At 66.0% G+C, this 23,095-nt stretch carries 22 protein-coding genes and 1 other RNA gene; 4 read left to right on the plus strand and 19 right to left on the minus strand.

Going from position 1 to position 23,095, the window contains the following annotated elements; all coding sequences use genetic code 11:
* The 6 genes from D2V17_RS04260 to D2V17_RS04285 all read right to left on the minus strand — a co-directional run.
* On the minus strand, positions 1-557 hold a 557-nt coding region (locus D2V17_RS04260), incomplete at its 3' end, for an alpha/beta hydrolase family protein (RefSeq protein ID WP_483949984.1).
* Positions 554-1,813, minus strand: coding sequence for an FAD-dependent oxidoreductase (locus D2V17_RS04265; RefSeq protein ID WP_119591889.1), 1,260 nt, complete (start codon positions 1,811-1,813; stop codon positions 554-556). The genes D2V17_RS04260 and D2V17_RS04265, both read right to left, overlap by 4 nt.
* Positions 1,810-3,870, minus strand: a complete 2,061-nt coding sequence (locus D2V17_RS04270; protein ID WP_245978521.1) for a PQQ-dependent dehydrogenase, methanol/ethanol family — start codon at positions 3,868-3,870, stop codon at positions 1,810-1,812. The genes D2V17_RS04265 and D2V17_RS04270 overlap by 4 nt, the downstream gene beginning before the upstream one ends.
* Positions 3,871-3,967: 97 nt before the next feature.
* Entirely contained in the window at positions 3,968-4,852 is an 885-nt protein-coding gene (locus tag D2V17_RS04275) for a kinase (RefSeq protein ID WP_119591891.1), read from the minus strand.
* Complete coding sequence (locus D2V17_RS04280; protein WP_119591892.1) at positions 4,849-5,802, minus strand: 2-hydroxyacid dehydrogenase; 954 nt, start codon at positions 5,800-5,802, stop codon at positions 4,849-4,851. Before D2V17_RS04280 ends, D2V17_RS04275 begins: the two co-directional genes overlap by 4 nt.
* Before the next feature lie 201 nt (positions 5,803-6,003).
* On the minus strand, positions 6,004-6,840 hold the full coding sequence (locus tag D2V17_RS04285) for a beta-etherase (protein WP_119591893.1): 837 nt from the start codon (positions 6,838-6,840) through the stop codon (positions 6,004-6,006).
* A gap of 74 nt (positions 6,841-6,914) precedes the next feature.
* On the opposite strand from D2V17_RS04285, the gene D2V17_RS04290 reads away from it, so the two are divergent.
* The gene (locus tag D2V17_RS04290) at positions 6,915-7,817 is read left to right on the plus strand and encodes an isopenicillin N synthase family dioxygenase (RefSeq protein ID WP_119591894.1); all 903 of its coding nucleotides are present in this window, start codon (positions 6,915-6,917) and stop codon (positions 7,815-7,817) included.
* A 218-nt stretch (positions 7,818-8,035) separates the two neighbouring features.
* On the opposite strand, the gene D2V17_RS04295 is transcribed toward D2V17_RS04290, so the two are convergent.
* From D2V17_RS04295 to D2V17_RS04315, 5 genes are read right to left on the minus strand one after another with little or no spacing between them, the layout of a single operon-like run.
* Positions 8,036-8,950 (minus strand): ketopantoate reductase family protein, encoded by a 915-nt coding sequence (locus tag D2V17_RS04295; protein ID WP_119591895.1) that lies wholly within the window; start codon positions 8,948-8,950, stop codon positions 8,036-8,038.
* On the minus strand, positions 8,947-9,492 hold the full coding sequence (locus D2V17_RS04300; protein ID WP_119591896.1) for an NUDIX hydrolase: 546 nt from the start codon (positions 9,490-9,492) through the stop codon (positions 8,947-8,949). Before D2V17_RS04300 ends, D2V17_RS04295 begins: the two co-directional genes overlap by 4 nt.
* A gap of 21 nt (positions 9,493-9,513) precedes the next feature.
* Positions 9,514-10,188, minus strand: coding sequence for a TPM domain-containing protein (locus tag D2V17_RS04305; RefSeq protein WP_119591917.1), 675 nt, complete (start codon positions 10,186-10,188; stop codon positions 9,514-9,516).
* A 2-nt stretch (positions 10,189-10,190) separates the two neighbouring features.
* Complete coding sequence (locus D2V17_RS04310; RefSeq protein WP_119591897.1) at positions 10,191-11,039, minus strand: TPM domain-containing protein; 849 nt, start codon at positions 11,037-11,039, stop codon at positions 10,191-10,193.
* Between the two features lie 8 nt (positions 11,040-11,047).
* Positions 11,048-11,647: a LemA family protein gene (locus D2V17_RS04315; protein WP_119591898.1), complete on the minus strand. Its 600-nt coding sequence runs from the start codon at positions 11,645-11,647 to the stop codon at positions 11,048-11,050.
* A gap of 148 nt (positions 11,648-11,795) precedes the next feature.
* Here D2V17_RS04315 and mscL (D2V17_RS04320) point away from each other — a divergent pair, with 148 nt between their 5' ends.
* From mscL (D2V17_RS04320) to ssrA, 3 genes are all read left to right on the plus strand, one after another.
* Positions 11,796-12,281, plus strand: coding sequence for a large conductance mechanosensitive channel protein MscL (gene mscL, locus D2V17_RS04320; RefSeq protein WP_119591899.1), 486 nt, complete (start codon positions 11,796-11,798; stop codon positions 12,279-12,281).
* Positions 12,282-12,347: 66 nt separating this feature from the next.
* Complete coding sequence (mscL, locus tag D2V17_RS04325; protein ID WP_119591900.1) at positions 12,348-12,779, plus strand: large conductance mechanosensitive channel protein MscL; 432 nt, start codon at positions 12,348-12,350, stop codon at positions 12,777-12,779.
* Between the two features lie 134 nt (positions 12,780-12,913).
* Positions 12,914-13,259, plus strand: a transfer-messenger RNA (tmRNA) gene (gene ssrA / locus D2V17_RS04330).
* Positions 13,260-13,444: 185 nt separating this feature from the next.
* Here the strand turns inward: ssrA and D2V17_RS04335 are convergent.
* The 8 genes from D2V17_RS04335 to D2V17_RS04370 all read right to left on the minus strand — a co-directional run bounded on the left by D2V17_RS04335 (position 13,445) and on the right by D2V17_RS04370 (position 23,067).
* A complete protein-coding gene (locus D2V17_RS04335; RefSeq protein ID WP_119591901.1) occupies positions 13,445-13,699 on the minus strand; it encodes a hypothetical protein in 255 nt (84 codons plus the stop codon).
* A 110-nt stretch (positions 13,700-13,809) separates the two neighbouring features.
* Positions 13,810-15,060: an N-succinylarginine dihydrolase gene (locus tag D2V17_RS04340; protein WP_119591902.1), complete on the minus strand. Its 1,251-nt coding sequence runs from the start codon at positions 15,058-15,060 to the stop codon at positions 13,810-13,812.
* 86 nt (positions 15,061-15,146) lie between these two features.
* Positions 15,147-16,160, minus strand: coding sequence for an arginine N-succinyltransferase (locus tag D2V17_RS04345; RefSeq protein ID WP_119591903.1), 1,014 nt, complete (start codon positions 16,158-16,160; stop codon positions 15,147-15,149).
* Positions 16,157-17,368 (minus strand): hydrolase, encoded by a 1,212-nt coding sequence (locus D2V17_RS04350; RefSeq protein ID WP_119591904.1) that lies wholly within the window; start codon positions 17,366-17,368, stop codon positions 16,157-16,159. The genes D2V17_RS04345 and D2V17_RS04350 overlap by 4 nt, the downstream gene beginning before the upstream one ends.
* Positions 17,369-17,415: 47 nt before the next feature.
* Positions 17,416-18,234, minus strand: a complete 819-nt coding sequence (gene rsmA / locus D2V17_RS04355) for a 16S rRNA (adenine(1518)-N(6)/adenine(1519)-N(6))-dimethyltransferase RsmA (protein WP_119591905.1) — start codon at positions 18,232-18,234, stop codon at positions 17,416-17,418.
* The gene (gene pdxA, locus D2V17_RS04360; RefSeq protein WP_119591906.1) at positions 18,231-19,232 is read right to left on the minus strand and encodes a 4-hydroxythreonine-4-phosphate dehydrogenase PdxA; all 1,002 of its coding nucleotides are present in this window, start codon (positions 19,230-19,232) and stop codon (positions 18,231-18,233) included. Before pdxA ends, rsmA begins: the two co-directional genes overlap by 4 nt.
* Positions 19,233-19,236: 4 nt before the next feature.
* Positions 19,237-20,619 carry a peptidylprolyl isomerase gene (locus D2V17_RS04365; RefSeq protein ID WP_119591907.1) on the minus strand — a complete coding sequence of 461 codons (1,383 nt, stop codon included), beginning with the start codon at positions 20,617-20,619 and terminating at the stop codon, positions 19,237-19,239.
* 153 nt (positions 20,620-20,772) lie between these two features.
* Complete coding sequence (locus D2V17_RS04370) at positions 20,773-23,067, minus strand: LPS-assembly protein LptD (RefSeq protein ID WP_119591908.1); 2,295 nt, start codon at positions 23,065-23,067, stop codon at positions 20,773-20,775.
* Between the last annotated feature and the right edge of the window lie 28 nt (positions 23,068-23,095).

The raw sequence follows: 23,095 nt of genomic DNA on the forward strand, positions 1-23,095 counted from the left end.
CCGGCGCGCTGGGCGTCGATCTGGCTTTGCGCGTGGTCGGCGAGGGTGGGGCCGGTCCCGGCGAGGAACGCGAGGAAAGCGGGGTCTTCAAGCGTGCCATCGCCCGGCCACTGGCTGTGCAGCTTGGCCTGCGGGTAGTTGTCGTCGAAAGTGCCGGGGCGGGTGAACAGCCGTTCGAGGAAATGGGTCGGGCCGGGCTTGCCCATTTCGCCCTGAAACTCGGGGTTGAACGGGCTGCGGCCGTGTTGCGGCCGGTCCACCAGATAGACGGCCCAGCCATGGCGCACGAACCAGTGCACCCAGCCTTCGCGCCCGTCCGCAGTGCCGAGAAAATCCGTGCCCTGACCGCCGCCGCCGTGGATCATCACGATCGGCAACTCGTGCGTCAGCGCGCGCGGAATCCAGTATTCGACATATTGCTGCCCGCGCATGGCCTTGCCAGCCAGCGGATGGTCGATCAGCTCGCCGCCGGTCCAGAAGAAGCCGTGCGCCGCCAGTTCGAGCGGGTTATCGGCCCCGGCGGCGTGCAGGTCGGTGGGGCGATAGGAGCGGGTCAATGGATCTGACCCTGCCGGTCGCCGATGTTGATCGCCACCCGGTCGCTTGGATCGGCGTCCTTCCAGCGCGAGCCGGGGCGCAGCGTATCGCCGATCACCTTGTAGGCGAACAGCATCAGGAGCGCGCCGCTATCGGGATTGTCCTTCAGCGCCTTCACGTGCTGGAGGTCTTCCTGCCGCTTGGCCGGATCGGCCTCCTGCAACATGCGCTTGTTCTCGGTGGCGGCGGGGGTGACCACGTCCCAGAAGATGCGGCGGCGCTCGTCGGAGAAACGGTCCAGCACCTCTTCGCTTTCCTCGCCGCGCAGCACCGCGCCGAGCACGTCGGCCAGCACCACGCCGGTCCAGACGCCCGAGGTCAGGCCCAGCCCGCCGCAGGGGTTGGTGGCATGGGCGGCATCGCCCGCCAGCAGCACGCGGCCCTTGTGCAAGGTTTCCGCCGCGCGCTGGTGCAGCATGTAGGGGCTGGAGGAGCCGATCCGGTAGTCCTTCCTCCCTTGCATGAACCACTCGTAGCGCTGGTGAATGCGCTCCTCGTAGCTTTCGAGCGGGAGGCTGGCGTCCTCCATATAGGTGCAGCGCCAGAGCCCCTCGCGGTCAAGCTGCGCGATCACCGCCATGTTGACCGGGTCGCACACGAAGTTGGCTTGCTGATAGCCCAGTTCGTCGAACGGGAAATAGACGTTGGTGGCGACGAAGCGTTCGGGCCAGGTGTGGCCTTCGAACTCGATACCCGCGAGCTTGCGCACCGTGCTGCGCGCGCCGTCGGCTCCGATCAGCCATTTGGCGGTGAAGACCTGCTCGCCTTCCGCCCCTGCGGTCGTGACCGCCACCGTCTCGCCGTCCTCGTGCAGCGCGGTCACTTCGTGGCCGAACAGCACCTCGACGCCGAGTTTGCGGGCATGCTCCATCGCCACGCGGGCGACCTGATGCTGGCCGACGTGAAGCTGGTAGTCGTAGGGGATGCCATCGATATGTTCGGTCACCACCACGGCGGAATAGTCGAACTCGGGGATGTGGGTGCCGAAGGTGTCGTTCCTGAACCCGATTTCCAGCAGCTCGGGCAGCAGGCCCAGCTCTTCGAGAATGATCAGCGTGGAGGGGAAGTAAACCGCCGCGCGCGGGCTGTCGACGATATCGGGCTCCTTCTCCAGCACGCGGACGGACACGCCCGCCTGCGCCAGCGTGAGCGCGGTGAGCAGGCCCACGGGGCCAGCGCCGACAATCAGGACATCACTGGGTGCGGGTGTTGTCATTGTTCCTCCTCCGCCGCGCGGCGTTTGGCTTCGCTCAGGACATAGGCGCGGATCGCCTCGGCCTGTTCTGCGTCGATCCACGGGGCAAAGCTGATCATGCCCTTGTCCTTGAGCGCCCCGCCGATCACCACCTGCCGCCAGGCCTGCGCATTGGTGGCATAGGCGCTGCGCGTCAGATCAGGGTTGACCGGGCCATTGTGGCAGATGCCGCAGAAGGCGAAGAACTGGGTCTGCCCCTCGGCCAGCTGGGCCGGGGTGAAGACCTCATCGCTGCTGGCATAGGGCGCGGGCTTCCATTCCGGGAGCTTGGCAATCGTGCCCGTGCCGCCGATCCTGAACACCAGCAGCGCGCCATTGGGCGGCGGACGGCGCATCCAGCCGGTCTCGGTCGCCATGCCCATCGAGCCGCCATAGCCCGCCATCACCGCGACATATTGCACCCCGTCCACCCGGTAGGTGATCGGCCCGGCCATGATCCCGCGTTCGCCTTGCCAGCTCCACAGCTCTTCACCCTTGTCGGCGCTGTAGGCCATGAAGCGGCCATCGGGCAGGCCCTGGAACACGAGGTTGCCGCCGGTCGCCAGCGTGCCGCCGTTCCACGGCCAGTCGCGGCGGATCTCCCACACCTTCTCCTGTTTCACCGGATCCCATGCGGTGAGCTTGCCGTAGGTGATCGAGGCGAGGTAAGCGCGGCGCGCCTCGGGCGTGGCACCGGGCACCGAGCCTTCGGGCGGGGCCATGAAGGTGACGCCGGTGTTCCAGCGCCCGATATGCCGCTCGAAATTGCTGTCGTCGGCATAGGCGTTGGGCACCTCCATCACCGGGATGTAAACGAGGCCCGTCTTGGGCGAATAGCTCATCGGGTGCCAGGCATGGGCACCGATCCCCATCGGGGTGACGAGGTAAGGCGCATCGGCAAAGCGCGCCTCGGGCACTTCGACCGGGCGACCGGTTTCAAGGTCGATTTTCTCGGCCCAGTTCTGTTCGGCATAAGGCTCGGCGCTGATCAGCTTTCCGGTCGCCCGGTCGATCACATAGAAAAAGCCGTTTTTCGGCGCCTGCATGGCAACCTTGCGCTGTTTGCCGTCGATTTCGAGCGTTGCCAGCGTGATCTGCTGGGTGGCGGTGAAGTCCCAGGTCTCGCCGGGGTTGATCTGATAGTGCCACTTGTATTTGCCGGTATCGGGGTCAAGCGCGAGGATCGAGGACAGGAACAGGTTGTCACCCTTGCCGTCGGAGCGGACGCGGTGGTTCCACGGTGCGCCATTGCCGACGCCGATCAGCAGCTGGTTGAAATCGGCATCGTAAACAATCGAATCCCACACGGTGCCGCCGCCGCCCAGTTCCCAGTAGTCGCCGAACCACGTCTCGCCCGCAAACTGTGCGAAGGCCTCGTCGGAGGCCGCGCCATCGGGGCCATCGGCGGGGTTGCCGGGCACGGTGTAGAACCGCCAGACCAGCGCGCCATCATTGGCATCGTAGGCAGAGATATAGCCGCGTACGCCCATCTCGGCGCCCGAGTTGCCGATCAGCACCTTGCCGCGCACCACACGCGGCGCGCCGGTGATGGTGTAGGGCTTGGACTGGTCGACCGTGACCACGTCCCACAGCTCTTCGCCGGTTCCGGCATCGATTGCGATCAGTCGCCCGTCGATGGTGCCGACGAAGACCTTGCCGTCCCACACCGCCACGCCGCGGTTGACCACGTCGCAGCAGGCGTCGGCCCCCTTCGAGCCGTCGACCTCGGGATCGTATTTCCACAGCACTTCGCCCGTGGCGGCATTCAGCGCCCAGACCTTCGACCAGGCGGTCGAGATGTACATCACCCCGTCGACCACGATGGGCGTGGCTTCCTGCCCGCGGTTGGTGTCCAGCTCCACCGCATAGGCGAGGTTCAGCTCGCCGACATTGCCCGCGTTGATGTCCTCCAGCGGGCTGAAGCGCTGTTCGGCATAGGTGCGGCCATAGGTCAGCCAGTTATCGGGATCGTTCTCGGCGGCGAGCAGCCGTTCCTCATCGACGACATTTGCGTCGTTGGCGCTGCATCCCCATAGCATCGCCGCAGCAGTCAGGGCCGCAAGGCCCCTGGCAATCGCCACCATCAATCTCTCTCCCGATCCGGCCCGATTCTTAGCGGTGCCATAATCACAGTTGTTAGGTTATCGAGCGTGCCCCTTCGAGTCCATCGGGCAAGCGCAGCGGACGTTGATCGGGGCCGATTTCGAACAGGACATCGGCCCGTGCGGGCATTTCGGAAAGCTGGTGCCGGGTCAGCCGCTCGTAGTGGTCGAGGAAGCGGGTGAGGGCGGTCTCGTCCATCAGCCCCGGCGCGCCGGGATTGGCTTCGGCGAGCTTGCGCTCCTGCAAGCGGCGGTTGGCGGCGACGGCTTCGAAGCCCTGCACCTTGAGCATCACCAGCAGGTCGATCCGGGCGAACAGATCGGCATAGTCGCCGGCGAGGAAGCGGTTCACGAGCCCGCGCCACACGCCGCCGCGATCTTCTTGCGCTTCGAGCCGGTTGATCGGTTCGATGAGCGCTGCCTGATCCTGCGGCGCTGCCCCCACGCACCAGCCTTCGAACAGCAGCACATCGACCGGGCCGGGGATCGTTTCGCCTTCGCCGGAGCGGTCGTCGATGGACTTGTCAAAGCGGGGCAGGGTGATGCTGCGGCCCGCCTCCATGTCCTCGATCAGACCGAGCGCCATGGTCACGTCGTGCGTGCCGGGCACCCCGCGCGTGCCGAACAGCGGGTGGACCTCGGCGGCCATATCCGCCCGCTCGGCGCGGGTGAGATATAGGTCGTCGAGCGAGAGTGTGGCGACGCGCAGGCCTTGTGGTTTGAGCAGCACTTCGAGGAAGCGGCACAGCGTAGACTTGCCTGAACCTTGCGCACCGTTGATGCCGACGATCAGCGGTTTGTGACCCTTAGCCTCACCCGCGATGCGGTCGGCAAGCGGCTGCCAGAACTGCTCGACAACTTCGCGGTAGTCTGCGGGCAGGCGCTCGGCTGCGATCAGCGCCGTAACGGCATCGCTCATGCGACCGGATCGGGCAGCGGCTCGCCCGCGGCAAAGGCCTCGACATTGGCCAGCGCGCGCATGCCCATCGCTTCGCGGGTCTCGGCATTGGCACTGCCGAGGTGGGGCAGGAGCACCACATTCTCCAGCCCGAGCAGGCATTCGGGCACCTGCGGCTCGGCCGGGTAAACATCGAGCCCCGCGCCTGCGAGCTGGCCGCTGCGCAGCGCTTCGGCCAGCGCCTCGTGATCGACCACCCCGCCGCGCGCGGTGTTGATGAGGTAACTGCCGCGCTTCATCGCCGCGAGCGCCGCAGCATCGATCAGGTTGGCCGTTTCCGCGCCGCCCGGAATGTGCAGCGACACCACATCGGACACCGCCAGCAGCTCGGCAAGGTCGGGATAGAACGTGCCGTCAACTTCGCTCGCCTGCGGCATTTCGCGCCGGGCGTAGTAGGCCACCTTCATCCCGAAGCCATGGTGTGCGCGGGCGGCGGTCGCCTGTCCGATCCGCCCGAAGCCGATGCAGCCGAGCACCTTGCCGTTCAGCGCCGAGCCGACCATGTGCGTCGGCCCCCAGCCGGTCCACTTTCCGGCGCGCAGCTGGCGCTCGCCTTCGCCCGCGCGGCGCGTCGCCATCAGCATCAGCGTGAGCGCGAGATCGGCGGTGGCGTCGGTCAGCACACCGGGGGTGTTGCTGACGGCAATGCCCTTCGCCTTGGCGGCGGCAATGTCGATATGGTCGAACCCGACGCCGTAATTGGCGATCAGCCGCACCCGGTCGCCGCCCGCGATCACTTCGGCGTCGATGGCGTCCGAGACGGTGGGGCAGAGCACGTCGAATTCGCCCATGGCTTTGACAAGATCGTTTTTGGACAGTGGCTTGTCATCGCTATTGAATGTAACGTCGAACTTGTCGGCGAGGGCCTTTTCCACCGCTTGGGGCCAGCGGCGCGTAACGAGAATGCGCAATGGGTCAGTCCTTGTTTCCACCTGTGGCAGGGGCTGGTGATCGCCCAACAGCAGGACGATGGCGATAGTCTCGCGCTCAGCCTGCTTCCCTCCCGAGTTATGATTAGAATGCTATGGGTTTGCCGCGCAAAAGAAAAGGCGCTTGTAGGGCAATCCCCACAAGCGCCTGTCACAGCCCGCGCGGCTGAGGCTGTGCGGACCTCAGCTTTTCGCCTTGGTGATGAACTGCGTTTCGGCCTGCGTCGATTGCGGGCCGGTGTTGCGTTTGTGAATGCCGCCCATTCCGGCCTGGCGGTTGAACGGATCGACATCGCCCTCGCGCTGCTCCAGCCCGTAGAGGGTGAACAGGCCGGGGTGCTGGCCAAGCCCGCCGAACAGGTCGCGCACGCGCTCGATCCAGTCGCGCAGCGGGTCGTCGGCGGCGAGCGGCGGGGTCTGCGCCAGCGAGGCCAGCCACAGGAAGCTGCCGATAATGCGGTAGTCGGCATAGTTGGGCTCGTCGCCGCCAAGGAACTTGTGTTCGCGCAGACCAATCCGCAGCGGTTCGAGGCTGGCCGAAATCGCCGCCAGCCGATCTTCCCGGCCCGCCTGCAGGTCTTCCAGCTTGCCGCCCAGCATCACCTCGCGCGAGCTGGTGATGTATTCCTTGTCGTGCTCGTAGCAGACATCGCGATAATCGGCGCAATAGCTGCGCATCCACGGGCCGACGGCGGTGCGCCAGAACCAGGCGTCGAGCGTCTTCGTCATCACCGCCACGCTTTCGTGCGGGATCAGCATGGGGCGTTCGGGGTAGGTCTCGTCGAGATATTCGACGATGCCCCAGCTATCGAGCACCCAGCGGCCATTGTCGACGATGGCGGGCAGGCGCTCGGTCTTGCCGCCGGTACGCTCGGCGATGCCGGTGAAGCCGCCTTCCACCACATCGAGGTCGAACCCCTTGTGGCGGATCGCGAACTTGGTGGCCCAGACGAAGGGGCTGATCGTTGCCCCGGTGGAGACCTGAAGGTCGTAAAAGGTGATTGCCTTCGTATCAGCCATGGGATCCTCTCGTTGATTATGTCCGAATGGGTAATGCTTGCGCGGGGAAAAGGAAAGTGGGACTTGGCTGAGCGATGACACAGATCGCCACGCTATCCTTGCGCGAGCCGCTTGACAGCCTTGCAGCCGGCCTCGGTCGCTCCTTTTCCGAGACCGGATTTGCCATCGTGCGCGACCACGGAATTGCGCCCGAGACCATCGCCCGCGCCGACGATGCGATGCGCGCCTTTTTCGCGCTGCCGGAGGAGGCCAAGCAGGCTTACCGGATCGCGGGGCAGGGCGGCGCGCGCGGCTATACCCCGTTCGGGGCCGAGCATGCGAAGGATGCGGCGGTGCACGATCTCAAGGAGTTCTGGCACGTCGGGCGCGAACTGCCCGCGGGCGATCCATTGGCGCAGTTCATGCCCGACAATGTCTGGCCCGCCGAGGTGGCGGACTTCCGCGCGACAAGCCTCGCGCTGTTCGCCGCATTCGAGGAGGCGGGCGGGCACCTGCTGGAGGCGATCGCCGTGGCCTTGGGGCAGGAGCCGGGCTTCCTCGCGCCCACGGTGGCGCAGGGCAATTCGGTGCTGCGCTATTTGCACTATCCGCCCGTTTCAGCGGCGCGCGAAGGCGCGGTGCGCGCGGCGGCGCATGAGGACATCAACACCATCACGCTGCTGCTCGGGGCCGAGGAGGCGGGGCTGGAGCTGTTGACCCGCGATGGCGAATGGCTGGCGGTGAGCCCGCCCGAGGGCGCGCTGGTGGTCAACGTCGGCGACATGTTGCAGCGGCTGACGGCGGGGCGCCTGCGCTCGACCACGCACCGGGTGGTGAACCCGGTCGGCGAGGCGGCGGGGCGGTCGCGCTATTCGATGCCGTTCTTCCTGCACTTCCGGCCCGACTATGTGATCGCGCCGTTTGGAGAAGGGGGTGAGGAGCCGATCACCGCCGATGCCTACCTCCAGCAGCGGCTGCGCGAGATCGGGCTGATCTGAGCGCGCTGGCTGGGCCCAATCCCATCGCTTGGCGCGAGCGGGGAAGAACAGGATGGCATAGCATTGGCTCGCAAAGCCCTTCCCCGTCGGGAAGGGTTGGGATGGGGGTTCCGCGCCAGCCCGCGTCGAGCCCCCACCCCCAGCCCCTCCCCAAGGGGAGGGGAGCAAAGGGGATCAGGTCAATGTCACCAGACCCCGGACACAGCAGAGTGGGGCCCCTAATCCAGCTTCGCCTCTTCCAGCTTCACCAGCCGCCACAAGGTCTTCAGCACCGGCGCGGCAAGCCCATGCGCCTCGGCGGCTTCGACAATCGCGCCGACAATCGCATCGACCTCGGTGCGGCGGCCCGCCTTCACGTCCTGCAACATCGAGGCTTCGTGATCGGCATGGTCCTTCATGCTGACCTCGGTCAGGTCGAGAATCGGCTGGGCATCGATTGTCACCCCGCTCGCCCTTGCGGCGGCGACGCCCTCGGCCACGGCCTCGCCGATCAGCGCGCGGCTTTCGGCATTGGCACCGAGAAAGCCCGGCGTGCGCAGCGTGAGCGCACACAGCGGGTTCATCGTCGCGTTGAAGATCGCCTTGCCCCAGATCGCGGCGTGGATCTCCGGATCGAGCTGCGCGGGCAGGCCGCCTGCCGCCATCGCTTCGGCCACCTCGGCGGCAAAGGCGGGGTCGCCGCCAAAGGCCGGGTAAAGCCGCGAGTATCCCTCGCCGTGGCTACGCACCCTGCCGGGGCCGACCAGATCGCTCGGCAGCATCGACGCGCCGACCATCACCCGGTCGTCGCTGACGAAGCCCGCCAGCCGCCGGTCGTTGCCGAGCCCGTTTTGCAGGCTGAGCAGATGGGTATGCGTGCTGATCGCCGCAGTGATACCCTCAAGCGCGCCTTGCGTGTGGAAGGTCTTGGTGAAGACCAGCACCAGATCGACCGGCTCGGTAACATCCTGCGGCAGCGCAGCACGGATCGGCAGGTGCTCCACTCCGTTGCGGTCGAGTTCGAGGCCGTTGGCGTTGATCGCGTCGACATGGGCCTGATTGACGTCGCACAGGATCACCTCGTGCCCGGCGCGGTGAAAGGCCGCGCCATAGAGGCAGCCCATCGCGCCCGACCCCAGAACCAGAACCTTCATGCCTTTATCCCTCCCATTCCTGCCCCGAGCAGCAGCAGCATTTTGACATCGACCGCCACCCCGCGCGCTCGCGCATCGGCGACGAACTGCTCGAGATCGGCCCGGTTTACTCGGTGCACGATGATTTCCTCGTCCGCGACCCCGCCGCCGTCGCCAACCTTCGTCAGCTCGCTGGCGCGCAGCAGGGTAAAGCTCTCGCTCACCATGCCGGGGCTGGAGAAATAGACGCCGAGGTTTTCCCAATGGGCGGCGGCATAGCCGGTTTCCTCGATCAGCTCGCGCTTGGCGGCTTCGAGCGGGTCTTCATTCTCCGACCCGTCTTCATCGCCGATCAGCCCGGCGGGCAGTTCGAGGCAGTTGCAGCCAAGCGGCACGCGGTATTGCTCGACGAGCACCACATGATCGCCGTCAAGCGGCAGGATCACGGCGGCGCGAATGCCGCGTGCGCGTCCGACATATTCCCACTTGCCCCGGCGTTTGGCGGTGATGAACCGGCCCGCCCACATCACCTCTTCGGGTGCATCCGCGTCGTCTGGTCTCATGCCGGGCGGCCTATCGGACCACTACAGCTCGATCAAGCGATCGGGCAGTTCGTTCACATCGTCCTCGGCGCGCGGGAAGTGCGGGCTGAGCACCTTGCCGACATCGCGCACCCCGGCGGCAATGCCCTCGGCGATGCAGCCCTTGCGCACCTCCACCAGCATGTCGGCCATGGCCTCGCCCCAGGCCTCGGCGGGCACGAGCGTGGCAATGGCGCTGTCGGCGACGATTTCGGCGCGGTGCTCCTGCATCGAGAGATACAGCATGACCCCGGTGCGCCCATGGGTGCGGCTTTCCGCGCCGACCTTGAAGTGGCGCACGGCGGCATCGCGCACACGGGCGCGCTTGAGCGGCCCCGGAACGAGCAGGAACTTCACCGCGTCGATCTGCAGGATCGCCCAGGTGGCGGCGAATTTCAGCACCCCTACGCCAAGCATCAGGGTGGTGAACTCGCCGGTGGTCCAGTCATGGCCCCAGCCGCCGAACAGCCCGTCCCACAGGTCGGTGTAGAAGGTGGGGAAGGCGGCCATCACGCTCATCGCGGTGAAGGCGATGGCGGCGCAATAGGCCAGCACGACGTCGGAATAGCTATCGGAGGCCTGCGTGAGCACGGGCACGATCTCGCCCGAAGTGGTGAGTTCTGCCTCGGCCACGGCATCGGACACGATCTTGTGCTGGTGTTCGTCGAGCATTGCCATCGTCACCACCCCCCGGAGGCGCCGCCGCCCCCGAATGATCCGCCACCGCCGCCGAAGCCCCCGCCACCGCCGAAGCCGCCACCGCCGCCCCAGCCGCCACCACCACCCCAGTGGTCGTCATTGTCGGTCAACCCGCGGGCGATGGCCTTGCCGGCCTCCCACAGGATGATGTCGCCCACCGCGCCGCCAATTCCGCCATGGCGATAGCGGCGCTTGCGCCCGCGACCGAACAGCGCGGGGAGGATGAAGAAGAACAGCAGGAAACCGAGCCAGATCAGCCCGCCTGCGGGAATGCCGCCCTCGCTCTTGCGCTGCGCGGTCGCCTCTTGCGCCACGCGCGCGGCCTCTTCGGGCGGCAGTTCGAGCTGGGCGATGATCCGCGCCGCGCCGAGCGTGATCCCGCCAGCATAGTCGCCATCGCGGAAATAGGGCTTCATTTCCTCGACATAGTCGTAAGCGAGGCCGTCGGGGATGATCCCTTCCAGCCCGTAGCCGACCTCGATGCGCACCTTGCGCTCGTTGGGCGCGACCAGCAGGATGATGCCGTCGTTGCGCTCCTTGTCGCCCAGACCCCAGGCACGGCCGAGCTGGTAACCATAGTCGGCAATATCATAACCATCGAGGCTCGCCACCGTCGCGATCACGAACTGGCGCTGGTTGGCCTGTTCGAACTGGTCGAGCGCGGCGGTCAGTTCGGCCATGGTGGCCGGGTCGAGCACCTGTGCCTGATCGACCACCGGCGCGGTGCCGCGCTCGGGGAAGACGGGCTGGGCCGCAGCGGGCAGGGCCCACAGCGCCAGCATTGCCGCCAGCGCCGTAAGCAGCCCGCCAATCAGGCGATTGAGCGACATGGAAGCGATCAGTTCACGCCCATGTCGAGCTTGGGCGCGACTTCTGCGCCCTCGGTCGCGGCCTTGTAGGACACCATCGGCTCGGCCCCGTGGATCAGCTTGGCGCCGATTGCATCGGGGAAGGTTCGGATCGTGGTGTTATACTGGCGGACCGCCTCGTTGTAGTCGCGGATGGCGACGCGGATGCGGTTCTCCTGCCCTTCGTACTGGGTCATGAAGCGGCCGAAGTTGTCCTGGCTCTTCAGCTCGGGGTAGGCCTCGACCGAGACCAGCAGGCGCGAAATGGCCCCGCCGAGCTGGTTCTGCGCGGCCTGATACTCTTCCATCTTGGCCGGATCGCTGAGGTCGTCGCCCGTGACCTGCACCTCGGGCCGGGTGGCCGAAGCGCGCGCGGACACGACCGCATCAAGCGTGGCGCGTTCCTGCTGGGCGGAGGACAGCACGATCTCCTGCAAGGCCGGGATCAGGTTCGCGCGCTCCTGGAAGGCGGCCTCCACATCGGCCCACTTGGCCTTGGCGCCTTCTTCCGCGGTGGGCACCGAATTGATACCGCAGGCCGATAACGCAAGCGCGCCGACAAGGGCGAGGGCGATACGGGCAAATTTCATCAGACTGTTCCTCCAACAGGTGTGTTGCTTATGTAGCACGGTGGGGCGAGGTTACAAGTTGTGCTGCCGGGCAAGGCGGCGGCGGGATCGAAACGGGCCATTCTGCGTCCTGTGCCCAGGCAGTGCAGCAGCAACGGGAAAGTGGGTCATGTTCAAAGAGTTCAAGAAGTTCATCGCGCGCGGCAATGTGCTCGATCTGGCGGTGGGTGTGATTATCGGCGCGGCCTTTGGCAGGATCGTGACAAGCCTCAACGAAAGCATCATCATGCCGCTGATCAGCTGGGTGGTGGGCGATGTCGACTTCACCAACTGGTTCATCCTGCTCGGCAAAATTCCCGCCGACTACACCGGAAACCGCCAGAGCTATGCCGAGCTGAAGGCGGCCGGGGTGCAGATGCTCGGCTATGGCGATTTCCTGACCCAGACGGTCGATTTCTTCATCGTCGCCTTCGCGCTGTTCCTGTTGCTGCGGACGGTCAACAAGGTGCTCGACGAGATGCAGGAAAAGGCCAAGGCGACCAGCAACACCTCGGACAACACCGAAGTGCCGACCGACCCGCAGCTCGACGTGCTGAAGCAGATACTGGCCGAGATGCGCAGCCACCCCGCGCCGCGTGCGACTGGCGATCAATAGCGGCTGGCGAAAGACTGGCGGTTCTGCAATTGGTGCCTGTGTTCAGGAAGACCGGGAGCAACGGTAATGTTTGCAGAGTTCAAGGAATTTATCGCCAAGGGCAACGTGATGGATCTTGCGGTGGCGGTGATCATCGCGGGCGCCTTTGGCACCATCGTTACATCGCTGACCGGCGATATCATCATGCCCTTCGTCGGCTTTATCTTTGGCGGGGCGGATTTTTCGAGCCATTTCATCCTGCTCTCCACCCCTGAGGGCTATGACGGCAGCATGACCGACTATGCCGCCCTGAAAGAGGCCGGGGCCGCCATGATCGGCTATGGCGCACTGGCGACGGCGGTGATCAACTTCCTGATCCTGTCGTTCATCATCTTCCTGCTGGTGCGTTATGCGAACCGGCTCAAGGCGCGGTTCGAAAAGCCCGCCGAGCCTGCCGCCCCAGCCGGACCGAGCGAGATCGACCTGCTGATCGAAATCCGCGATGCGCTGAAGAAGTGACGCCAAACTCCCCTCCCGCCTGCGGGAGGGGCTGGGGGTGGGCATGGGCCGCTTGCGGCCCACCCCGCTGCGACTAGGCAGCAAGCTGCCAAGTCTCGCTGCCCCTCCCGTAAACGGGAGGGGATGTGTGTCACTCACTTCACATTCATTACACAAGCCCTATATAGGGCCTGCCGGTTTCGACCGGATATGGCGATAAACGGCCTTGTGTAATAGATGCAGCGGACCCGGGGGCAGTACCCGGCGGCTCCACCAAGATCGGCGCTTTCGCGCCAGTGTTGACGGGGCCGAACCAGGATCGACGTGTATTCAAAGACAGGGTTTTTGCCCGGGCTGAGTAACCCGTAAAACTGTTCAAAACCTATAAGTGCCAACGATAACGAAGCACTCGCCATCGCTGCGTAATTGTCTGGGCTAACGCCCTGCAATTATTAGGCTATACAGCGCGGTTGGACCGACCGGGCAACAGAACGGATTCCGGGGCTCCGGGGGTAGCTAGCAACAGAAACCCCCACTTTCCTTTTTTCTCGCAACACCCGCTCGTCCTGAGCTTGTCGAAGGACAGGCACGGCCGTGCCGTTCTGCGGGCGAACCTTGGTGGCTGCCCTTCGACAAGCTCAGGGCGAGCGGGTCTGATGACTTGGGGCGATATCCGCAGGCCCTCCCTATTCCGCCGGCAGAATCGCCTTCTTCTTCGCCGCCAGTTCGCCGCGTTCGTATTTCAGGCAGTCGAGAATCTTGCCACCCGCCATGAACACCGCAGCGGTGCAGGCAAGGAACAGCAGCTTGCCGCCCCAGCCCGGATACTGGTCAAGATAGACCGATCCGCGCTCGGTCGCGCCAAGCGCGAGGGCATAGATGATCAGGAAGGCCTCAAGCCGCGTCTTGATGACGAACAGACGAGAAATCTTGCGAAACATGATTGACCCTTCCTTACCCATCGCAAAGCAATCCCCATGCCAGGCATGGAATCCCTTGCATCACGATGGTTAAGGCGGGCGGGTCTGTAAGGCAATCCGACAGGTGAAGGTTAACGCAGCTCGGCCAGATCGAGCGCGGTCAGCAAGGCCGAGCGGGCCGCCAGCACCGATTGCGCCAGCGCGGGCTTGCCGATGTCAGCCGGGTCGATCTCCTCCGGCCACTCGGCGGCGATCACCTGTTCCAGCAGATCGGCCCGGGCTTCGCTCAGGATGAACCGCGGGTCGACCGTGGCGGGGTCGGCCACCACGCGCAGCCGCAGGCAGGCGGGGCCGCCGCCGTTGGCCATGCTCTCGCGCACGTCGACCACCTTCACCGCGCGGATCGGGCCGTTGCTGGCGAGCATGTCATCGAGCCAGCCCGAGACCGCTGCGTTTTCGCGGCATTCGCCGGGGACGACCAGCGTCATGCTCCCATCGGGCATGGTCAGCAGTTGCGCGTTGAACAGGTACGACGAGATCGCATCGGCAAGGCTCACCCGCGCGGCGGGCACCTCCACCACCTCCAGCGCCGGGAAGGCGGCGCGGATCGTGTCATAGGCGCGCTCGCGGTCGGCGAAGGCCTGTTCGTGCGCAAACAGCACCTGCGCATTGGCCACTGCGACCACGTCGTTATGGAAGGCTCCGGCGGCGATGGCCTCGGGGCTTTGTTCGATGAACAGCGCGCGTGCCGGGTCGAGCCCGTGGCTGCGGGCGACCACGCGGCTCGCCTGTTCGTGCTGGCGGGCGGGGAAGGGGCCGCCGCTGCGGCCATAGACGAACACCTCGACGCCTGCGCTCTGGTGGCCTTCGCAAAAGCGCATGTGGTTCGCCGCGCCCTCGTCGCCGAAGCAGCTTGGGATCGGGCCGTGGACGGCGAAGTGCGCGCTGTCGGCAAAGGCGAGGCGCAATTGCGCTAGCGTGTCGGGCCATTCCTGGCTGCGGTGCGGCATGGTGACGAGGTTGGCGACGGTGAGGTGGCAGCGCCCGTCGGCGCAATCGGGCGCAGGGGAAACGGTGGCGGCATTGGCGGTCCACATCGCACTGGCCGACCAGGCGCTGGCGATCAGCGCGGGGTCGGTGGTGCTGTCGGCGGCGAGCGCTTCGAGCCAGCTTGCATTGGGCCGGGGCAGCGGCAGGAAGAACCCCTGCGCGAGCCCTGCGGCCATATTGCCGCGCATCTTGGCGAGCCCTTGCAAGGCCGCCTTGCGTGGCTGCGAGACTTTCCCAGCATTCTTGGTCGCCGCGAGGTTGCCGAGGCTCAGCCCGGCATAGTTGTGCGAGGGGCCGACGATCCCATCGAAGTTGATTTCCTGTAGTGCCAACTCATCCTCCGTTCGGCTCGAGCGAAGTCGAGAGCCGTATGCGCGCCGTGTCTCGACTTCGCTCGACACGAACGGGCGCCATTTCGTTACCGCCCGATACTCCACACCAAGTCGCCTTCGCTGACATGCAGCAGGTCGGCCGCGCGGGCGTCTATGGCCATGCCGTCTGCCGTCACTTCGCGCGCGCCATAACAGCAGCGGAAGTCCGCCAGTCTGCCGGTGGCGATCAGCGCCTTTTCCCCCTTGTCGAGTTCGCACGAGGTCACCGGAGCGCTCTTCGCATCGCGGATCGAGGCGACACTGTCGGTGCGCGCGGTCATGGTCGGGCCGCCGTCGAAGATGTCGACATAGCCCTCATAGGAGAACCCCTCGCTTTCGAGCATCCGCATGGCGGCGCGGCCCGAGGGGTGGGGCAGGCCGATCACCTGCCGCGCCTGTTCGCTGAGCATGGCGAGGTAGACCGGGTGCTTGGGCATGAGGTCGGCGATGAACTGGTTGCCGTGGACGGCGTTGAATTCGTCGGCCTCCTGAAAGCCCATGTGGAAGAACTTGCCGCCGATCGCGTCCCAGAACGGTGAGCCGCCGCGCTCGTCGATGATGCCGCGCAGTTCGGCCAGTAGCTTATCGCCAAAGCGGGCGCGGTGGGCGGCGATGAACAGGTAGCGGCTGCGGGCCAGCAGCATGCCGAGCCCGCCCGCGCGCTCGTTGGGGTGGAGGAACAGCCCGCCGACCTCGCTCGCACCGCCCAGATCGTTGACAAGGCTGAGCAATTCGGCCGTGACGGTGCGCTCCAGCTCCTTCGAGTGCTGGGTGACGGTGGTGATACGGTAGGAGTAGAACGGCCACTTCTGCCCGATGGCGGAGAAGATCTGACCGGTGCCGCGCACCTCGCCGGTCTTGGTGTTTTCGAGCATCAGGACGAACAGGTCGTCGCCGAGTTGGTCGTCGTCCCTGTCGCAAGCCGCTGCCGAGCGTTCGAGCTTGGCGGTGAGCGAGGCGCGGTCGGGCGGCAGATTGGTGAAGCCGCCGCCGGTCAATTTGGCCATCTCGTAAAGCGGCTGAAGATCGCTGAGGCGGGCAGTGCGGATCAGGAAACTCATAGCGGCGCTCCAGAGGCGAGGCGGTGGAGGACGAGGGCGCTGAGCCGGGCGCGCTCGGTGAGCGAGGAGACGATCATGAATTCGTCGATTGAATGTATTCTACCCCCGCGAACGCCCATCGTATCGACCACTGGGACCCCGCAGGCGGCAATGTTGTTGCCATCGCAGACCCCGCCGCTGGGTTGCCAGCCGATGGTCTGACCGAGATCGGCTCCGGCCTGCTTTACGAGGTCGAACAGCCTGGCCGCGCGCGCGTCGACCGGCTTGGGCGGGCGGGATATGCCGCCGGAGAGGGTGACCTCTACCTCGTGTTCCTTGGTAATAGTTCTGATCAATGATTTGATATTGCGTGTGAACTCTTCCGCCGCCTCGGTGGTGTTCGGGCGGATGTTGAAGCGCAGAACGGCATGATCGGGCACCACGTTGTTGGCCGAGCCGCCGTCGATTTTCGCGGGATTGATCGGCAGGTCGGCATGCTGCATCCGTTTGAGCGCCAGCACGCAGTCGGCAGCGGCCACCAGCGCGTTGCGTCCGTCCTCGGGGTTGCGCCCGGCATGGGCGGATCGGCCTTTGAAAACAAGTGTATAGTTGCCAGACCCGCCGCGCGCATGGGCGAGCGTGCCATCGGGCAGGGCGCTCGGTTCATAGGTCAGCGCGGCGGCCTTTTTGGCGGCCAGTTCGGCGATCAGCGCGGCGGAGGACAGCGAGCCGGTTTCCTCATCCGAATTGATCATCACATCATAGCCCACCACCTTTGCCGCATCGCTTGTCTCGAAGGCGGTAAGTGCTTCCAGAATAACGGAAATACCGGCCTTCATATCGGCGGTGCCGGGGCCGTTCAGGGTGTCGTCGTCGAGCCAGGTCAGGTCCTGAAACGGGTGCTCGGCGGGATAGACGGTGTCCATGTGGCCGGTGAGGATAAAGCGCCGTTCGGCCTCGGGGCGGACCCTCAGCACGAGGTGGCGGCCATGCTCCAGCGCGACCTCGCGGCCCTCGCTATCGATGGCGGAAACGGGGGCCGGATCGCGCAAGGTCACCTCGCCGGGAAGCGTCGAAAAGGCCTCGGCGAGCTTCTCGGCCACGGCGGCGAGCCCTGCGATATTGCCGGTGCCCGAGTTGATCCGCGCCCAGTCCTGCGTCCGCTCCAGCATGCGGCTCTGGTCGATGGCTTCGAACAGGGCGGCTTCGCTGGGAGAGGGCTGTTTCATCGGTAACGATCTGGCCTGTCAGCGCGGCCAAGTCAAATGCACCGGTATCAGGACAGCACCCGTGCCAGCGCCACGAATTCGCCAATCGCCAGCGTTTCGGCGCGGCGCTGCGGGTCGATGCCGCAGGTCTCCAGCGCCTCCAAAGCACCGGGCACACCCTTGAGGCTCTGGCGCAGCATCTTGCGACGCTGGCCGAAGGCGGCCTCGCTCAGCCGTTCGAGCACGCGCGCTGTTACGCCTGCGGGCGCTTCGGCAGGCGTGACGTGGACGATCGCGCTCATCACCTTGGGCGGCGGAGTGAAGGCGCTGCGGTGGACCTTCATCGCCAGCTTGGCCGCACTGCGCCACTGCGCCAGCACGGCCAGGCGGCCATAGGCGCCCGACCCCGGCGCGGCGACGATCCGCTGGGCGACCTCCTGCTGGAACATCAGCGTCAGCGACTGCCATGCAGGCGGCCATGTCTCGCCGCCGAGCCAGCGGGTGAACAGCAGGGTGCCGATATTGTAGGGCAGGTTGGCGACCACGTGAAACGGCTCGCCCAGCACGGTGGCGTGGTCCTCGGCCAGGGCATCGCCCTCGATCACGCGCAGCTGGCCGGGGAAGGCGGCGGACAGCTCCGCCAGCGCCGGGATGCAGCGGGCATCGCGCTCGATGGCGGTGACGCGGGCTCCGGCGCGCAGCAGGGCGCGGGTGAGACCGCCGGGGCCGGGACCGATCTCCAGCACCGCCTTGCCCGAGAGGTCGCCCGGAATGGCGGCAATGCGGCTCAGCAGTTGTTCGTCGAACAGGAAGTTCTGCCCCAGCGCCTTCGACGCGCTCAGGCCGTGGGCCGCGATCACCTCGCGCAGTGGAGGAAGCTCGCTCATGCGGCGGCGCGGCGGGCGGCGATTTCTCCGGCCATGCGGATCGCCGCGATCATCGCTTGCGGGCGGGCGACGCCCTTGCCGGCGATATCGAAGGCGGTGCCATGGTCGGGCGAGGTGCGCACGATGGGCAGGCCGAGCGTGACGTTGACCCCCTCGTCGAAGTCGAGCGTCTTCAAGGGCACCAGGGCCTGATCGTGATACATCGCCAGCGCCGCGTCATAGCCCGCGCGCTTGTGCGGGGCGAACAGCGTATCGGCAGGGTGGGGGCCGGTGGCGTCGATGCCCTCGGCGCGCAGGGCGGCGATGGCGGGCATGATCGTCTCGATCTCCTCGCGCCCCATGCGGCCATTTTCGCCCGCGTGGGGGTTCAGCCCGGCGACAGCGATATGGGGGCGGGCAATGCCATAGTCCTCGCGCAGGGCACGCGCGAGAATGTGGCAGCGGTGGATTATCAACTCCTGCGTCACCAGCCCCGGCACCTCGGCCAGCGCGCAATGGACGGTGAGCGGCACGGTGCGCAGGCTCGGCCCGGCGAGCATCATCACCGCGTCTTCGTCCGCAAGGCCGCAATGCCGGGCGAGCATTTCGGTCTGCCCGACGAAGGCGGGCTCGATGCGGGCGATCTGGGCCTTGGATACAGGCGCAGTCACCACCCCTGCGGCCTCGTCGGCCTTGCTGAGCGTGATCGCGCGTTCGAGCGAGGCGAAGGCGAGCTGCGCCCCGTCTTCGCCCGGAGCGCCGGGCTTGTAGGCGCCGTCGGCCCCGGCCAGCACCGGCAAGCCCTCGGCAAAGACGCCTGCGGCCTCGGCCATATGCGCAATCTCGACCAGGGGAACGTCGCACTTCGCTCGCACGGCGGCGGCGCGCAGCACCTCAAGCCCGCCGATGGCGGCAAAGGCGGGCAAATCCTGCTCCGCCCGTGCGCGCCAGGCCGCCAAAATCAGCTCGGGTCCGACTCCGGCCGGATCGCCGATCGAGACGGCCAGCGGCTTGGTCATCGGCTCAGTTGTACTCGATAACGGCATCGCGGCGCAGGTCGCGCAGATAGCGCTGGGCGCGCTTGTTGATGCGGTCGTCTTCCATCTGCGACATCAACTGGCGCTTGTCCGGGCCGGCGGTGGTGGGCGGATCGTCGCGGCCGCACAGCATCAGCACGCGAATGCCCTCCTGCAAGTCGCCGAACGGCGGAGTGCTCTGACCGATGTTGAGGCCGAGCAGCACGTTCTGCAACGCTTCTGGCAGGGCACGGGCGGCGATCTCGTCGTTGTCGACCACGGTAGCACCGATGGCGGCGGCCTTGGCATTGGCATCGCCGCAACCATTCATCGAATCGATGGCGGCGACAAAGGCGTTGCCGCGCCGTTCGGCTTCGGCCTGGGTGGTGCCGGGTTCGAAGTTGATCGAAATCTGCTTGAGGCTGAGCGTCGCATCACGCGGGTCGGGCATGCCGATCTGGCGGCGGTCGATCAGCAGGCCGATCCAGAAACCGCCCGGAATCTCCACCGGGCCGACCAGCTGGCCGGGCAGCATCTCGCCGACGATGCCTTCAAGCTGCGGGTTCTGTAATTGCTCCACGCGAATCCAGCCCAGATCGCCGCCCACCGCCGCGGTGGTTGCCTGCGAATACTGGCGGGCATAGGCCTGGAAGCTGCCGCCCTCGCGCAGCTGCTGCACGATCTGCTGGGCATTGGCATTGACGGCATCGCGGTTGGCCGGGGTCGACTGGAGGAAGATTTCGCCCAGACGGTATTCGGTTGCGCCGCGCGATTCCTGCATCCGCTCGTACAGCTCGCTTACCTCGGCCTCCGACACGTTGACGAAGGGCGCGACGTTGCGGCGCAGCAGACGGTCCCAGGCGAGTTCGCCCTGAATCTGCCGCTTGATCGTGCGCGGGCTGGAGCCAATCGATTCGAGATACTGCCCCAGCTGCTCGACCGACATGTTGCGGCCCTGCTGGGCGAAGCGGGCATAGGCCTCGTCGACCTCGTCAGGCGTGACCGTCATGTCGAGCGCGGCGGCTTCCTGAACCTGAAGGGTCTCGTCGATCAGGTTGCGCAGCACCTGCAGCCGCAGCCGTTGCAATTCGTCGGCCGGAATCTGGACACCCTCGTTGGAGGCGAGGATCAGCGCCACGCGCTGGTCGACATCGGTGCCGGTGATGATGTTGCCGTTCACCCGCGCGGTGGCGCGGCGGATGTTCGGGTCGCTCTGGCTGAGGAACGAGATGTCGCTCGGGAAATTGAAAGCATCGCTCTGGGTATCGGCGCCTTGCGGGGCGGCAGCCTGGGCAAAGGCCCCGGTCGAGCCGGAGAGCAGGAGGGCGCTCGCCGCCGTGATGGTTACGAGCTTTCGTGCAAACGCAATCACGTGATCGTTCTCTTTCATCCATGCGGCGCGAGTCGTCTCGTGCCTGTCTGTGCATTCCGGCCAATACCGCGCCGGACTGAACATTAGCTGAGTCAGCCGTTGCCGTGCCGGCAGGGCTCTATCGAAAACGGTGCGCGCTGCCAAATGCTTGCGCTGGCAGGAGCGGGCAAATCACCGGAAACTGAGGTTGCGCAGCGAGAAGTAGAGCTGGAACGAGTTGCCGCTGCGGGCGTCGGCCAGCTCGATATAGTCGCGCCGCCAGGTGAAGCCCATCTCCAGACAATCGTCGGCATAGGCGATGCCAAGGCGCGTGCGCAGCGGTTCGAACCCGTCGGACGTGTTGGTCGGATCTTCCGACGCATCGGTCAGGTTGACCACCGCCGAGCCGAACAGCGACCAGTAGTTGGCAAAGGCGATGCGCCCGGCAAGCCGCAGCTCCTCGCGGTCCTGCAGATCCTCGAAATCGATCTCGATATCGCGGTTGAGGCGCAGATAGCCGACTTCGACATAGGTGCGGTCGCTGCCCAGCGTCGCGTCGATCTCGGCGCGGCGAATGGCGAAATTGTCCTTGTCGAGACGGAAGCGGTGCACGAGCTTCAGGAAGTCGCGATAGCGCACTTCGGTCCGGCCGACGAAGTCCGAGAAGCGTTCGGTCAGGCCGGTTCCGTCGGGGAACAGCACCGGCTCGTTGCTGAGGCGGTAGGATTGGCCGATCGTGGAGGAGATGCGCCAGCCGGGGAAGTTGAGCTGCCAGTCGGCGCCGTAGGTGACGCGCGCGCCGTCCTCGACCCGGTCGTAACCGGGGAAGCGGTTGAGCGCGAAGAGGTTGGAATCCTCCAGATCGATCGCGCGCGCATCCTCGTTGGGGATCGAAAGGTTGCGGATCGAGGGCGCGGCGACGAACTGCACGCGCGGGGTGATCGTCTGCGTGCCGCCCATGAACTCGCCGATCAGCGGCCATTTCACGTCGATTGCGCCGATGGCCACGCCGCGGGTCTGCCAGCCCTCGGTCCCGGCATAGAGCGCGGTGGTGGTCATGTGGTTTTGCGCCGAGTGATAGACGTCGCCGCGGACGAGGGCGGTGAACGAGACCTCCTGCCCGAGCGGGGTGATCTTGCGCAGGTTCCACTGTGCGCGGGCGAAGGCGCGCTGGGTATCCTGTCCGTCGGTGCGGGTGATGGCGAGCGTGTTGCCCTGCAACTCGACCGTGCCGCCGAGCACCGGATCGGCGAGGCGCTGGCGATAGTCGACCAGCGGCAGGGCAATCGGCACCTGGCCCTGATCCTGGTTGACCAGCAGCAGCTGCGTCGCCCAGCCGGCCACCGAAAGATAGCTGTTCCTGTCGATGTTTTCGAGCGCCACGGTCGAGCGGATGCGGTCCTCGCGGCTGATGTCGTAGCGGCGCAGGAAGGTGCGGTCGCTGGCGTAGCGCAGCGAGCCGGTCAGCGAGAGGTTCTCGTTGAACTGGAACCGGCCGTTGCCGGCGATATAGCCGCGAATGTCGTTGCGGCTGGGGCCGTTCGGCTGTCCGCTCGCGGTGAGCGGGAGGCGGCTGCCGTAAGTGCCGTAACCGGTGATCTGGAACGCGCCCTTGTCGGTCAGCTGGCGGTATTTCGCTGATACCATCGGCGCAGTGGCGGTGTAGACATAGCCGCTCACCTCAAGATCGCGGTTTTCGGCTATGCGCCAGTAGAAGCTGTCGGAAACCGAGACGCCGTTGGAGGCGGTCAGCTCGATTTCGGGGATGAAAAAGCCCGAATCGGCGCTGCCATCGGCGCGGATCGAGAGGCCGGGCAGCGGCAGCAGGCGGGTGCCGAACAACTCCAGATAGGCCCCGCGGAAGCGGATACGCTGGGTCTGCCGATCATAATAGACCCGCTCGGCGGTGACGCGCCAGCTCGGGTTCTTGGGACAGCCCTCCTCGTTCAGCACCGAGCAGGTGGAAAAGGCCGCCTTGTCGAGCGCGATATCGCCCTGTTCGTTGCGGCGGGCCTCGTTCGCGGCCAGCCGCGCGCCCTCGCGGAACACCAGCAAGAGGTTGCTCATCGCGGCGGCTTCAAGCTCGTCGGTCAGCACCAGCCGCTCGGTAAACAGCTGATTGCCGTCGGCATCGACGAAGCGGATCGAGCCTTCGGCCACGATCTCGCCGCTCATGCGGTTCCACACCACGCGTTCGGCGCGCACCGACTGGTCGCCCGCTTCGAGAATCACGTCGCCTTGCGCGGTGACCGTGTTGGTGTCCTGGTCGAACAGAATTTCGTTGGCTTCGAAATCGATCTCGCGCTCGCCATCAAGGGCGTCGATCAGATCGGCGTTCTTGCCTCTGGTTTCGCTCTCTTCAGCGGCGGTATCGGGGGCTTCCTGCGCATAGGCAGGCAAAGCGGCGAGCATGGCAAACCCGGCCACGCCAATAAGGGGCAGACTGCGCAAGAGTGCCTTCGAAGGATAACGCCTTAGGGGGAGCATGGCTTGCCTATTGCACTGTGCGATCCTA

This window comes from Aurantiacibacter xanthus (assembly GCF_003584015.1).
GTDB lineage: Bacteria > Pseudomonadota > Alphaproteobacteria > Sphingomonadales > Sphingomonadaceae > Alteraurantiacibacter > Alteraurantiacibacter xanthus.

What these genes read in the sequence shown, in the direction of transcription:
- D2V17_RS04265 (WP_119591889.1), bottom strand. Translation starts at nt 1,813, where the DNA reads ATGACAACACCCGCACCCAGTGATGTCCTGATTGTCGGCGCTGGCCCC.
- D2V17_RS04270 (WP_245978521.1), bottom strand. Translation starts at nt 3,870, where the DNA reads ATGCTATGGGGATGCAGCGCCAACGACGCAAATGTCGTCGATGAGGAA.
- D2V17_RS04275 (WP_119591891.1), bottom strand. Translation starts at nt 4,852, where the DNA reads ATGAGCGATGCCGTTACGGCGCTGATCGCAGCCGAGCGCCTGCCCGCA.
- D2V17_RS04285 (WP_119591893.1), bottom strand. Translation starts at nt 6,840, where the DNA reads ATGGCTGATACGAAGGCAATCACCTTTTACGACCTTCAGGTCTCCACC.
- D2V17_RS04290 (WP_119591894.1), top strand. Translation starts at nt 6,915, where the DNA reads ATGACACAGATCGCCACGCTATCCTTGCGCGAGCCGCTTGACAGCCTT.
- D2V17_RS04295 (WP_119591895.1), bottom strand. Translation starts at nt 8,950, where the DNA reads ATGAAGGTTCTGGTTCTGGGGTCGGGCGCGATGGGCTGCCTCTATGGC.
- D2V17_RS04300 (WP_119591896.1), bottom strand. Translation starts at nt 9,492, where the DNA reads ATGAGACCAGACGACGCGGATGCACCCGAAGAGGTGATGTGGGCGGGC.
- D2V17_RS04305 (WP_119591917.1), bottom strand. Translation starts at nt 10,188, where the DNA reads ATGGCAATGCTCGACGAACACCAGCACAAGATCGTGTCCGATGCCGTG.
- D2V17_RS04310 (WP_119591897.1), bottom strand. Translation starts at nt 11,039, where the DNA reads ATGTCGCTCAATCGCCTGATTGGCGGGCTGCTTACGGCGCTGGCGGCA.
- D2V17_RS04315 (WP_119591898.1), bottom strand. Translation starts at nt 11,647, where the DNA reads ATGAAATTTGCCCGTATCGCCCTCGCCCTTGTCGGCGCGCTTGCGTTA.
- mscL (WP_119591899.1), top strand. Translation starts at nt 11,796, where the DNA reads ATGTTCAAAGAGTTCAAGAAGTTCATCGCGCGCGGCAATGTGCTCGAT.
- mscL (WP_119591900.1), top strand. Translation starts at nt 12,348, where the DNA reads ATGTTTGCAGAGTTCAAGGAATTTATCGCCAAGGGCAACGTGATGGAT.
- D2V17_RS04335 (WP_119591901.1), bottom strand. Translation starts at nt 13,699, where the DNA reads ATGTTTCGCAAGATTTCTCGTCTGTTCGTCATCAAGACGCGGCTTGAG.
- D2V17_RS04345 (WP_119591903.1), bottom strand. Translation starts at nt 16,160, where the DNA reads ATGAGTTTCCTGATCCGCACTGCCCGCCTCAGCGATCTTCAGCCGCTT.
- D2V17_RS04350 (WP_119591904.1), bottom strand. Translation starts at nt 17,368, where the DNA reads ATGAAACAGCCCTCTCCCAGCGAAGCCGCCCTGTTCGAAGCCATCGAC.
- rsmA (WP_119591905.1), bottom strand. Translation starts at nt 18,234, where the DNA reads ATGAGCGAGCTTCCTCCACTGCGCGAGGTGATCGCGGCCCACGGCCTG.
- pdxA (WP_119591906.1), bottom strand. Translation starts at nt 19,232, where the DNA reads ATGACCAAGCCGCTGGCCGTCTCGATCGGCGATCCGGCCGGAGTCGGA.
- D2V17_RS04365 (WP_119591907.1), bottom strand. Translation starts at nt 20,619, where the DNA reads ATGAAAGAGAACGATCACGTGATTGCGTTTGCACGAAAGCTCGTAACC.
- D2V17_RS04370 (WP_119591908.1), bottom strand. Translation starts at nt 23,067, where the DNA reads ATGCTCCCCCTAAGGCGTTATCCTTCGAAGGCACTCTTGCGCAGTCTG.